This is a genomic window from Deltaproteobacteria bacterium, assembly GCA_016875225.1.
GTDB lineage: Bacteria > Myxococcota_A > UBA9160 > SZUA-336 > SZUA-336 > VGRW01.
The window spans coordinates 1-11,804 of sequence record VGRW01000096.1; the positions used below are offsets into that span (position 1 = coordinate 1).

Annotated in this window: 9 protein-coding genes; 6 read left to right on the forward strand and 3 right to left on the reverse strand. The window is 71.4% G+C overall.

From position 1 onward, the window contains the following. The 4 genes from FJ108_16210 to FJ108_16225 form a co-directional block, all read left to right on the forward strand. Positions 1-1,770: hypothetical protein (locus FJ108_16210; GenBank protein MBM4337430.1), on the forward strand; the 1,770-nt coding region annotated here is incomplete at its 5' end. After that, the gene (mtnA, locus tag FJ108_16215; protein MBM4337431.1) at positions 1,767-2,825 is read left to right on the forward strand and encodes an S-methyl-5-thioribose-1-phosphate isomerase; all 1,059 of its coding nucleotides are present in this window, start codon (positions 1,767-1,769) and stop codon (positions 2,823-2,825) included. The genes FJ108_16210 and mtnA, both read left to right, overlap by 4 nt. Before the next feature lie 42 nt (positions 2,826-2,867). Then, entirely contained in the window at positions 2,868-4,724 is a 1,857-nt protein-coding gene (locus tag FJ108_16220; protein MBM4337432.1) for a response regulator, read from the forward strand. Continuing rightward, the gene (locus FJ108_16225) at positions 4,724-5,644 is read left to right on the forward strand and encodes a branched-chain amino acid transaminase (GenBank protein MBM4337433.1); all 921 of its coding nucleotides are present in this window, start codon (positions 4,724-4,726) and stop codon (positions 5,642-5,644) included. The genes FJ108_16220 and FJ108_16225 overlap by 1 nt, the downstream gene beginning before the upstream one ends. A 1-nt stretch (position 5,645) precedes the next feature. On the opposite strand, the gene FJ108_16230 is transcribed toward FJ108_16225, so the two are convergent. Further along, the gene (locus FJ108_16230; GenBank protein ID MBM4337434.1) at positions 5,646-7,178 is read right to left on the reverse strand and encodes a hypothetical protein; all 1,533 of its coding nucleotides are present in this window, start codon (positions 7,176-7,178) and stop codon (positions 5,646-5,648) included. A 156-nt stretch (positions 7,179-7,334) separates the two neighbouring features. Between FJ108_16230 and ispG the strand changes: the two genes are divergently transcribed. Then, entirely contained in the window at positions 7,335-8,489 is a 1,155-nt protein-coding gene (gene ispG, locus FJ108_16235; GenBank protein MBM4337435.1) for a (E)-4-hydroxy-3-methylbut-2-enyl-diphosphate synthase, read from the forward strand. Then, positions 8,486-8,869, forward strand: coding sequence for a lactoylglutathione lyase (gloA, locus tag FJ108_16240; protein ID MBM4337436.1), 384 nt, complete (start codon positions 8,486-8,488; stop codon positions 8,867-8,869). The genes ispG and gloA overlap by 4 nt, the downstream gene beginning before the upstream one ends. 13 nt (positions 8,870-8,882) lie before the next feature. Here the strand turns inward: gloA and FJ108_16245 are convergent, their stop codons facing one another. Together FJ108_16245 and FJ108_16250 are read right to left on the reverse strand one after the other, a co-directional pair. Beyond that, positions 8,883-9,845 carry a Gfo/Idh/MocA family oxidoreductase gene (locus FJ108_16245; protein MBM4337437.1) on the reverse strand — a complete coding sequence of 321 codons (963 nt, stop codon included), beginning with the start codon at positions 9,843-9,845 and terminating at the stop codon, positions 8,883-8,885. A gap of 42 nt (positions 9,846-9,887) precedes the next feature. After that, positions 9,888-11,555: a hypothetical protein gene (locus tag FJ108_16250; protein MBM4337438.1), complete on the reverse strand. Its 1,668-nt coding sequence runs from the start codon at positions 11,553-11,555 to the stop codon at positions 9,888-9,890. Positions 11,556-11,804 lie beyond the last annotated feature (249 nt).

Below are 11,804 nucleotides of genomic sequence, written 5' to 3' on the forward strand. Positions count from 1 at the left end.
CCCCTGCGCGCGCTCGAGGTCGAGTCGCCGCGCGTGCGCGTGCCGCTGGACCGATCCGGAAGACCGATCCTGCCCGGACCCGCGACCGAGAGCGCTCCGGCTGCGGCGAAACCCGGCGCGCCGGCCGAGCCCGCAGTGCCCGAGAAGGGACAGCCGGCCGAGAAGAGACCCACCGACGGGCTGGCCCTGGCCGTCGATCGGATCGCGATCCACGACGCGAGAGTCGAAGCGGGACCGTGGTTGATCGAGAACGGCGACGTCTCCGGCCGGCTCTCGCTCGACGGCACGGGAACCTTCCGCTTCGACATCGACCTTCCGGGGCTCGGCGAGCTGCGCAATGGCGAGGCGCGGGTCTCGGGTCTTGCGGGCGAATCTCCCGAGATCGCGGCCGAGGGCGAGTTCCGCGCCGATCTCGCGGCGCTGCGCAGCCGCTTCGGCGTCGCGCAGGAGATCTCGGGTGGGGCTCGCGGCGAGTTCGAGGTCGAGGTCGCGGGCGGCCGGCTTCGCGCCGCGAAGGCGAACGTCGACGTGCCCGACCTGCTCGTGCGCGCGCAGGACCTGGTCGTCTCGGGACCCGCGCGCGGTCACGCCGTGCTGGGCGAGAGCTACTCGTTCGATCTCAGCGACACGCGCGTCGAGAAGACGGGCGTCTTCGCGAAGCCCAAGCGCACGCCGCTCTCGGTCACCGGCGCGCTCGGGGACGAGCCGAACCTCTCGTCCGTGCGCGAGGCGCTGGTGAAGATCGGCTCGAACGTGATCCCGCTCGGCCTCGAGCTCGCCAAGCGCCCGCGGCACATCCTCGTGCGCAGGTCGGCGATCGACCTGGCTTCGCTTCGCGAGCTGCTACCGCCCGATCGACCGCCGCTCTCCGGGCGCTTCCACGTCGAGTCGCTCGACGTGCAGCTCGACCCGCTGCGCATCACCGGAAACGCCGCGCTCGACTCCGTGGAGACGACGCTCGAGCACGGCCCGATCCGGGTCTCCGGGCCGCTGCGCGCGCTCGGCACCAAGCTCGTGCTCGAGAACGGCAGCGCCGTCGTCGGCGATCAGACCATCGCGATCGACGCGACCTACGACCTCGAGTCGGGGGCGATGGCCGCGAGCTACGACACGGCAAACAGCCAGCTCGGCGCGCTCCTTGCCGCGCTCTCCGGGCGCAGCGAGGTCGACGGCACGCTCACGTCCAACGGACAGCTCTCGGCTCCGAGCGCGGACGTCGCGGCGCTCGCCGGGACCGGGCGGGTCGACATCCGTCCGGGACGCATCGCGGGCTTCTCGCTGGCCAAGTCGGTGCTCGGCACGCTCACGGCGCTGCCCGGAATCGCGGCCGATTCGAGCGGCCGGGATCTCTCGCGCTACGACGACGAGCGCTTCGAGCAGCTCTCCGCCGACTACCGGATCGCCGACGGCCGGGTCTCGACCGAGAACCTGGAGCTCGTGTACCAGAACGCGAAGGCGTTCCTGCGCGGCTCGGTCGGGATCGGCGACCGCAGCCTCGACCTCTCCGGCCGTATCGTGCTCTCGCGCGAGGCGGACGCCGAGATCGCGGGCGAGAAGCGCGCGAAGGAGCGGGTGATCCCGATCTCGCGCATCACCGGCACGCTCGACGCGCCGCGGGTCGAGCTCGACCAGAAGACGCTCGCCGCGCTCGCGCTCGCGTACGGCCAGAACGAGAAGGTGCGAGAGAAGATCGACAAGACACTCGGCCCGGGAGCCTCCGAAGCCGTCGAGGGCCTGCTCGGGAACATCCTGGGCGGGAAGAAGAAATAGCCGATTCGAGCTTCTTCACGGTGCGACTCGCGGGCGATTCGGTCGAGCTTCTCGATCAGCGCCTGCTCCCCGCGGAGGAGCGCTACCTGCGGCTGGACAGCGCGGACGAGATCGCCCGCGCGATCGAGGACATGGCCGTGCGCGGCGCGCCCGCGATCGGAGTCACCGCCGCGATGGCGATCGCGGTCGAGCTCGCGCGCGCACCCGACGCCGCGATTCGCGAGGCGCTCGAGCGCGCGTGCGCTCGGCTCGCGCGCACGCGCCCGACCGCCGTCAACCTGGCCTGGGCGCTCGAGCGCATGGCGCGCGAGCTCGGCGCGCGGATCGCCGCGGGCGCGACTGCGCCCGAGCTCCGCGCGACTGCGCGCGAGCTCGCGCAGCGGATCCACGACGAGGACGTCGCGAGCTGCCGCGCGATCGGCGACGCGGGCGCCGCGCTGCTGCCGCCCGGTGCGCGCGTGCTCACGCACTGCAACGCCGGGGCGCTCGCGACCGCGGGCTACGGGACCGCGCTCGGCGTGATCCGCAGCGCGATGCGGATGGGACGGCTCTCGCTGGTTCTGGCGCAGGAGACGCGCCCGTTCCTGCAAGGCGCGCGGCTCACGAGCTGGGAGCTGTTGCGCGACGGAATCCCGGTCCGGCTCCTGACCGACGCGATGGGCGGCGCGCTGATGGCGCGCGGCGAGATCGACGCGGTCGTCGTCGGCGCGGATCGGATCGCGGCCAACGGCGACGTCGCGAACAAGATCGGTACGTACTCGTTGGCGGTTCTGGCGCAGGCGCATCGCCTGCCCTTCTATGTCGCAGCGCCGCTGTCGACGGTGGATCTGGCCACGCCGAGCGGGCGCGAGATTCCGATCGAGCAGCGCAGCTCCGACGAGGTCACGCAGATCGGCGGGAGGCGGATCGCGCCCGAGGGCGTGATCGCGCTGCACCCCGCCTTCGACGTGACGCCCGCCACACTCGTGACCGCGATCGTCACGGAGCGCGGCGCTCTGAGGCCCCCGTTCGGCCCGGGCCTGGCGGCTCAACGGCGCGCCGCCGAAGGCCGATGACTCGAATGCAACCGGACCGGTCATCCGAGGAGCCCGTCGCCTTTGGAAGTGCTGATCGTCGAGGACAACCGCGCGCTCGCCCGTTCGCTCGGGCAGGTGTTGGAGCAGGCCGGCTACCAGTGCCGGCAGGTTCACGACGGGATCGCGGCGCTCGAAGCCGTTGGGAAGGCCGCGCCTGATCTGATCCTGATCGATCTGCTTCTGCCGAAGAAGGACGGCCAGAGCGTGATCGCGACGCTGGGCGCGGCCGAGGCGACGCGCTCGATCCCGATCATCGCGATGAGCGGCGTCTTCCGAGGCGCCGATCCCGCGAAGAGCGTCATCGCCGCCGGCGCCAAGGCGTTTCTCGAGAAGCCGTTCGAGACGACCGAGCTCCTCGACCGGGTCTCGCGGCTGATCGGCCGGCCCATGACGACCAAGAGCGAAGCGCCGCGCGACGCGGTCGATCTGGCGAAGACGCCGGCGATCGAGGTGCTCTGGAGCGCGATGCAGCTGCGAGCCAGCGGCGCGGTCCACTTCGAGCTCGGAAAGCGGCACAAGGTCGTCGTGCTCGACGCCGGCCGCCCGTTTGCCGTGCGCTCGAACCTGGCGCGGGAGTCGCTCGGCCGGCGGCTGCGCGAGTCCGGACTGATCGACGAGCAGGTCTTCGAGGCGGCGCTGCGACAGTCCAAGGCCACCGGCAAGCGCCAGGGCGAGATCCTGATCCAGATGGGCGCGATCGGCGAGCGCGAGCTCGCGGCCGCGCTCGAGGCGCAGGCCGGCGACAAGCTGCTCGAGATCTTCAGCTGGGGCGAAGGCCGCTCGTGGACACAGACCGGTGTACGGGCGATGAGCCTCTCCTCCGAGCTCTCGGGCTGGACCCCGCGCCGGGTCGTGCTCCAGGGAGCCGGGCGCGTGAACGCGGCGGTGATTGCGAAGCGCCTGGAGCCCTTCCTGGAGTGCGAGGTTTCACAGGAGACCTTGCATCTCGAGGACGGCGAGAACGAGAGCGCCGTCGCGAATCTCTACGAGGCGGTCGCGCGACCTCAGCCCGTGCGCAGCCTGATGAGCGCGCACGGCGCCACGCTGTACGCGCTCTGGATGATCGGCGCGCTCGATCTGCGCTCCGATCGCGCCGCGCCGAGCGGTCTGCTTCCGGGCGTCGGCCCGTGCGCCGCGGCGGTCGAGCTCCAGGGAAGGCTGAACGATGCGCTCGAACGCTTCGAGGGCGCGGACCACTTCAAAGTCCTCGGTCTCGAAGCCAACGCGAGCGACGACGAGGTGCGAAAGGCCTTCATGGCGCTCGCGAAGGTCCATCACCCCGACAAGATCGGCCGGCGCGCGCCGGAGCTCCTGGAGCTCGCGGGAAAGGTCTTCGCGCGCATCGCCGAGGCGCACGAGGCGCTCGGCAACCCCGACTCGCGCGCGAGCTACACCGCCAAGATGCGCAGCTCGCGCGATGCGTCGGCCGACCGCGCCGCGGTGGGCCGGATCCTCACCGCCGAGCAGCAGTTCCGGCGCGCCGAGGAGGCCCTGCGTCGCAAGGAGTGGGACGCGGCGCTGGAGTGCCTGCGCTGGGCGCTCGAGCTCGACCCGGACGAGGGCGAGTTCCACTCGCTGCGCGGCTGGATCACGTTCCTGAAGCAGCAGGATCAGGGCGAGAGCACTCCCGATGCCGCAATCATGCACCTGAAGAAAGGCATCGCCCTCGCTCCGCAGTCGCCGAGCGGCTACTTCTACCTGGGCCAGATCCGGAAGGCTTGCGGAGACGCGGCCGAAGCGGAGAGAATGTTCCGCAAGGTCATCGAGGTCCGGCCCAACCACGTCGAGGCGCTGCGCGAGATCCGACTTCTGCAGCTGCGGCGCGCCAAGGGCGAGGACACGATCGCCGGCCGGCTTTTCGGAAGGAAGAAGAAGTAGTGGGCGTCGAGAAGACCGAGCTCGTGTGGCTGAACGGGAAGCTGATCGCCTGGGACGAAGCCAACGTCCACATCCTCACCCACACGCTGCACTACGGGCTCGGGGTCTTCGAGGGCATCCGCTGCTATCGCGGCGACGACGGTCGCAGCTCCGTGTTCCGGCTGAAGGAGCACGTCGAGCGGCTGCACCTGTCGGCGAAGATCGTCGAGATCGCCATGCCCTGGTCGCGCGAGCAGGTCGAGACAGCGATCCTCGACACGCTTCGCGCCAATCGGATGGCCGAGGGCTACATCCGCCCGATCGTGTACCTGGGCGCGGGCGCGATGGGGCTGCTGCCGCGCGACAACCCGCCGCAGCTCGCGATCGTCGTCTGGCCCTGGGGCGCGTACCTGGGCGACGAGGGGCTGGAACGCGGGATCCGCGCAAAGGTGTCTTCGTACACGCGCCACCACCCGAACGTGTCGATGACGAAGTCGAAGACCTGCGGCGACTACGTGAACTCGATCCTCGCCAAGCGCGAGGTCACGCGGCAGGGCTACGACGAGGCGATCATGCTCGACACGAACGGCCTGGTCGCGGAGTGCAGCGGCGAGAACATCTTCGCCGTGCGCCGCGGCGTAGTGAAGACTCCGCCGCTGGTGTCGGTGCTCGAGGGCATCACGCGCGACTCCGTGATCCGGATCGCGCGCGACAAGGGCATCGAGGTGGTCGAGACCAGCCTCACGCGCGACGAGCTGTACTGCGCCGACGAGGTGTTCCTGACCGGGACGGCAGCGGAGCTCACGCCGGTGCGCGAGATCGACGATCGCCAGGTCGGAGAGGGCGCTCGGGGGCCGATCACCAAGACGATCCAGTCCACGTTCTTCGACGCCGTGCACGGCCGCGACCGCAAGTACGATTCCTGGCTCTCGCCGGTCTGACTCAGCCGATCGCGAAGCCGAAGATCTCGTCCAGCACGCGGTCGCGCTGCGAGTCGGTCAGGCTCTCGTCGATCGGCAGCAGCAGGCCGGTCGCGCGCGCGTGCTCGGCCGCGGGAAGGCTCGCGAGCTCCCGTTCCGTGAGCGGAAGGCGCAGGCGCCGCGTCTCGATCCCGCTCTCGGTCAGGAGCTTCGCGAGGTCGTCGGCGCCGGTGCGCGCGAAGCGCGAGAGGCGCAGCAGATAGTCGGAGTGGGTCGAGAGCGCGCGCTCGGGCGTGGGCGGCACCCGGAACGCGTCGTAGCGCGAGAACTCCGCGGAGTAGGCGCTCGCGATCCGGCGGCGCGCCGCGATGCGATCCTCCCAGTGCGAGAGCGCGCGGCGTGCGCTGGCCGCGAGCCCGTCGCTCACGCGCTGCTCGCGGAGCCGCGGCTCGAGCTCGAGCGCGAGCGGCTCGGGCAGCGCGACGAGACAGACGCGGAAGCCAGGAGCGTGCGCGCCGAGCGGCAGTCGGAAGATGCAGGCGCAGGGACTGCGGCCGAGCCGCGAGTCGTCGAAGCGAGCGCCGAGACTCTCGCCGCCGTCCTCGAAGATCTCGAGACCGCGCTCCTCGGCCAGGCCGTAGAGCGCGTCGAGCTCCGCGGGCTGCCCCAGCGGATGCGCGACGAGGATCGCCCGCGTCCGCTCGCCGATCACGGCGGCGGCCGCGGCGGCGGAGAGCGTGAGGCGCTCGGGATGGACGTCGGCCAAGACCGGCCGCAGGCCGGCCGCGCGAAGCGACTCGATCGCGACGGCGGAGATCACGGCGGGCACGATCACCTCGTCGCCCGCTTCGAGGCCGATCGCGCCCGAGAGAGCCAGGAACGCTTCGCCCGGCGAGCGCAGCGCGAGCACGCGATCCGCGCCGAGATACTCGGCGACCTCGCGCTCCAGCGCCTCGGTCTCGGCGCCGGGATCCGGGCGCGCGACCAGGCGCGAGAGGCGGCCGCCGGAATCGTGCAGACCCGCGAACGGTACGGAGACAGGCGCCTCGGCGCGCGCCGGCACGAGCCGATCGAGGAACTCGGCGAGGCATTCGATCGCCGCCTCGACCATACACTGATACGCGTCGGACTCGTCGGCGCCGGGCTCGAGCGCTGGAAGCTCGCGGCGCAGCACCTCCTGGCCGCGCTGGCGCAGGACGATGCCGGGGCATCCGGGACTCGAGAAGCGGTCGAGCACCTCGATCAGGCCGAGCCGGCAGTTTCCCGCGATCTGAAGCGGGACGTCGTGTGCCGAGCCGAGCACCACCGCCAGATCCGGGCGGATCCGATCCTCGAGCCAGCGCACGATCTCCTCGCCGAGCTTCTGACCGCTGCGCGCGGGAATGCCGGCCCGATCGCAGAGCTCGAGCGCTTCCGGACCGAAGCTCCGCGGGGCATCGCTCTCGAGGCCGATGTACGCGACCACGCGGTCGCCGCGCTCGAGCAGTCGCTCGAGCACGCAGACCGCGCGATAGGTGCTGCCGATCAGGAGGATCCTCGGGCCGTTCGAACTCATTTCGCGGCCCGGAACAGCAATCCGCGTGCCCGCGACAGACGCGACACGAGCGCCATCCTGACGACGGACGCGCCGCGAAGCGTCTTGATTCCGGCGCCGGGGTGTCAGGATCCGAACGCCCGGCGGCGGCGACCGGGCCCGTGCTACGGTCTGGCCGTGAGCGCGCAGACCCCCCGCAATCGAACGCGCCGTGTGCAGGCCGGCCCGGTCGCGATCGGCGGCGGAGCGCCGATCTCGGTCCAGAGCATGTGCGCGACCCGCACGCAGGACGTCGCCGCCACGGTGGCGCAGGCCGAGGCGCTGGCGGCGGCGGGAGCCGGGCTGGTGCGGGTCGCGGTCGACAGCAAGGCCGACGCCGAAGCCCTGGCCGAGATCCACGCGCGCACGCCGGTGCCGCTCGTCGTCGACCTGCAGGAGAGCTACCGACTCGCCTCCGCGGTCGCGAAGCACATCGCGAAGCTGCGCTACAACCCTGGACACCTGCACCACCACGAGCGCGGCCGCAGCACGCGCGACAAGGTCGCCTGGCTCGCGGACGTCGCGGGCGGCGCGGGCTGCGCGCTCCGCGTCGGCGTGAACTGCGGCTCCGTCGCGCCGGAGTACGACGAGCGCTTTCCGGGCGACTCGATCGGCGCGATGGTGGCCTGCGCGGTCGACCACTGCGCGCTGCTCGACGGGTTCGGCTTCACGAACTTCGTCGTGTCGCTCAAGGACTCCGACCCCGCGAAGGTGGTCGAGGCGAACGAGCGCTTCAGCCGCGAGCGCCCCGACGTACCGCTGCACCTCGGCGTCACCGAGGCGGGGCTGCTGCCGATGGGCGAGATCAAGACGCGGATCGCGTTCGAGAAGCTGCTCGCGCGCGGGATCGGCGACACGCTCCGCGTCTCCCTCACGCTGCCCAACGACCGCAAGCACGAAGAGGTCCTGGTCGCGCTGCGCATCCTCGCCGACGTCGAGGCGGGGCGCTTCCGCTCCGTGCCCGAGCTCTCGGGTCTGAACATCATCTCGTGCCCGTCCTGCTCGCGCGTCGAGAACGAGGCGTTCGTGGAGCTGGCGGAGAAGGTTCGTGAGCTGACCCGCTACGCGGCCGATCAGGACGTGACGATCGCGGTCATGGGCTGCCGCGTGAACGGCCCCGGCGAGACGGACGACGCGGATCTCGGCCTCTGGTGCGGCCCGCGCGCCGTGAACCTGAAGCGCGGCGGCGAGCGGCTCGGCGCGTTCGGCTACGACGAGGTGCTGGTGCGGCTGAAGGTCGAGCTCGATCGCATCGTCGCGTCGCGGGCATCGCGGACGGGAGCGGGTCGTTGAGGATCCTGCACACCATGCTCCGCGTCGGGGATCTCGAGCGATCGCTCGCGTTCTACACCGGACCGCTATCGATGAAGCTGCTGCGCAAGCGCGACTTTCCGGGCGGGCGGTTCACGCTCGCGTTCCTGGGCTACGGCGACGAGTCCGAATCCGCGACGCTCGAGCTGACGCACAACTGGGACACGAGCCGCTACGAGATCGGCACGGGTTACGGGCACGTCGCAATCGCGGTCGAGGACATCTACCAGACCTGCGCGCGCCTGCGCGAAGCGGGTGTCGCGATCACGCGCGAGCCCGGCCCGATGCAGCACGGCACGACCGTGCTGGCGTTCATCGCGGATCCGGACGGCTACAAGATCGAGCTGATCCAGCGCCCGTAGCCGGCGGGCTCGCTCACGCCAGCTCCCAGCGCCGGCTGGTCAGGCTGCGGTAGCCGGCGTGGATCCATGCGAGCGTCTGCGCGCCCGAATCCACGCGCCGCTCGCGACCCCGGCACTCGCGCAGGAAGTCGTTCAACAGCGCGGCGCACATCGAGACCGGGCCGAGCTCGTCCGAGATGACCTCCTCGCGGCCGCTCTCGCGGCGCAGCAGGGTCTGCGCGCTGCCGAGCACGATCTCGCCGCGATCGCCGATGCAGCGCGCGATCGGCCGGCTCGGCAGGTCGTTCCAGGACAGGCGGAGCAGCCCGACGATGCCGGAGTCGTGAGTGGTCTCGACGCGAACCTCGTCCTCGACGTCTGCGCCCTGAAGGCTCGCGGCCTCGAGAATGCGGATGCGCCGGACGGGACCCGCGAAGGCCTCGGCGACGTCGAGCGCGTCCGGCCCGAGCTCCATCCAGACCCCGCCGCCCGAGAGGGCGGGGTCGCCCCGCCAGCCCTCGCTCGAGTCGCGCTTCACGCCGAGCGAGACCTCGACCGCGCAGAGCCGGCCGATCTCGCCGGCGTCGATCCGGGCTCGGGAGGCCGCGACGGCCGCCGACGTGCGCAGGCGTCCGCCCGTGACGGCGCAGCGATCCAGCCGCTCCGCGATCTCCGCGATCCGGTCCGCGTCGGCGGGCGTGGTCGCGAGCGGAGGTTCGACCAGCAGGTCGACACCGGCGCGCAGCAGCGGCTCGGCGAGCTCGAGGTGCAGCGACGGCGGTGTACACAGAACTGCGATGCGCGGCACGCGGCCCGCTTCGAGCATCGCGGCCACGCTCGCGAAGCCCCGCGCCGGGATCGCGCGCCTCCGCTCCGGGTCCGGATCGACCACCGCCTCGAGCGACAGCTCCGGGAACTCCGGCAGCAGCTCGAGCCAGTCCCGCGAGGCGCGGCCGGCACCGACGAGCGCGAACGACTTCACCAGGACGGCAGACATCGAAGCCTCCTCTCAGGGACCAGGTGCCGGGGCGCTTCGCGGCTAAAGGACGGCGGCGGCGGCCGCGGCGGTCTCGCGAGCGAGCGTCACGTCGGCATCCCAGCCGACGCGGCGCGGGTACGCCTGCGCCGAATTGCACAGAAGCACGCGCGTGTTCGGGATGCGCGTCGGCAGGCGGCGCGAGAGCTGGCCGAGCAGCGTGATCGGCTCCGCGTGAGCATCGCGCGTGACGTACACGCCCTCGATCGCCGCGGGATCGAACGCCGGAAACCAACACTTGATCGTGTCGATCGCCTGCTTGCCGAGCACGTCGTCGGGAAGGTTGAACGTGTCGGTGTGCGGGCCGCAATCGCCGCGCAGGTAGATCAGGTGCCGTCCCTCGAGCGACTCGCTCGACATCACGCGCGTCGCCTCGATCACGGTCTGGAACGCGAGTCCCCGGCCGACCAGGGTGGTCCGGTACTGACTGCCGAGACTGCGACGAGACACGAGCAGCGCCGTCACGCGGCCCTGGTACGGCACGTCCAGGTTCGGCAGCTCGCGCGCCAGGCGCGGGCGGGCGATCTTGGCCAGATCGCCCGGCGGCTGCGCGAAGACCGCGCTGTCGAAGCGCTCCTCGCTGCCGTGGATCTCGACGCCGACGTGGGTCCCGGTGGTCTCGACCGCGGTCGCTCGCGCGTGCAGTCGCACCTCGCCGCCGCCCTTCTCGATTTTGCGGCGCAGTCGCTCGGCGAGCCAGCTGGCGCCGCCGCGAAGATGGCCGAAGACCTCCCGGCGGCCGGTCTGGTAGCCGTTCAACTGCCGCCAGGCCCAGTAGGCGGGAACTTCGTCCACGTACTCGCCGAAGCGGCTCTCGAGCAGCGGTCGCCAGCAGGTCTCGTACACGTGCCGGCCGAAGATCCGCGCCAGCCACTCCGAGACCGGCACGGTGTCCAGGTGCAACGCGTAGCGCTTCAGCTTGGTCGCGTACGCGAATCCGAGCGCCGCGCGGACCCGGTCGACCCGGTTCAGGCCCAGGCAGCGGATCAGCTCGCGCGCGGTCGACACGGGATAGTGTCGATCGCCCACGGCGACGGCCGAGCTCGTCATGCGCCAGCTCACGCGCCCGAGGCCGCCGAGCTCGCCGAGCAATCCACACAGCGCGGTGTCGGTGTTCCGGAGCAGGTGCGCCTCGCCGTCGAGCCGCAGGCCGCCGTGCTCGATCGGCGCCCCGAGCCGGCCGACCCATCCGGACGCCTCGAGCACGACCGGGGTGTGCCCGGCCTTGGCCAGGTAGTGCGCGCACGCCAGCCCGGCGACGCCACCGCCGAGAATCGCGATCCTCATCTCACCACTCCCGCTCGCCCCGCAACGCGCCCGGCGACCCTGCTCCAATTGCCCGCGGCGCGCGCTCGACTCTCGCAAGCGAGATGCCAACGCGATCGATCTCGGCGGGGGGTAGGAAATGCAACGGTCACCAGCTCGCGGGGCACGCCAAATCCAACGGCAACAACGGACCCAACGAAGTCTGGCTAGAAGCGAATCATATCCGGAAACGTGTTCTCCGTTACAGAAATCTTCGCCGCGGACTTGCCGTCGGATGCGACTCCGTTTGCGGAGATACCGGCCGCATGGAGAGCGACTCGGGTGCTCTTTGGGGAGGCTCGCTGCCCTGCCTCGACCCGGCGCCGGCTCGGATGGGCAACTGGCGATCGAACCGACCGACAACACTGAGCTTGCTCTCGAAAGAGCCGACCCGGAGGGACGCCACCCGTGCGGAGCGCGTAGACTGCGCCGAGGAGGATCCCCATGGCATCCGCAGCGCTTCCGGCCGTGAGCCTTGCCGCCGTCCCGGGTCGCCGCCGAGCAACGCTCGAGCTCGCGCGCGAGATCGAGCGCCGGGGTTTCGCCGGCATCTACTGCCCGAGCTTCGGCGACGGACTCGGTCTGTGCGAGGCGCTCGCATTCGCGACCGAGCGC

Excerpts from the sequence above, each read along its gene's own strand:
- FJ108_16230 (MBM4337434.1), bottom strand. The coding sequence starts at position 7,178 with ATGAGTTCGAACGGCCCGAGGATCCTCCTGATCGGCAGCACCTATCGC.
- FJ108_16245 (MBM4337437.1), bottom strand. The coding sequence starts at position 9,845 with ATGTCTGCCGTCCTGGTGAAGTCGTTCGCGCTCGTCGGTGCCGGCCGC.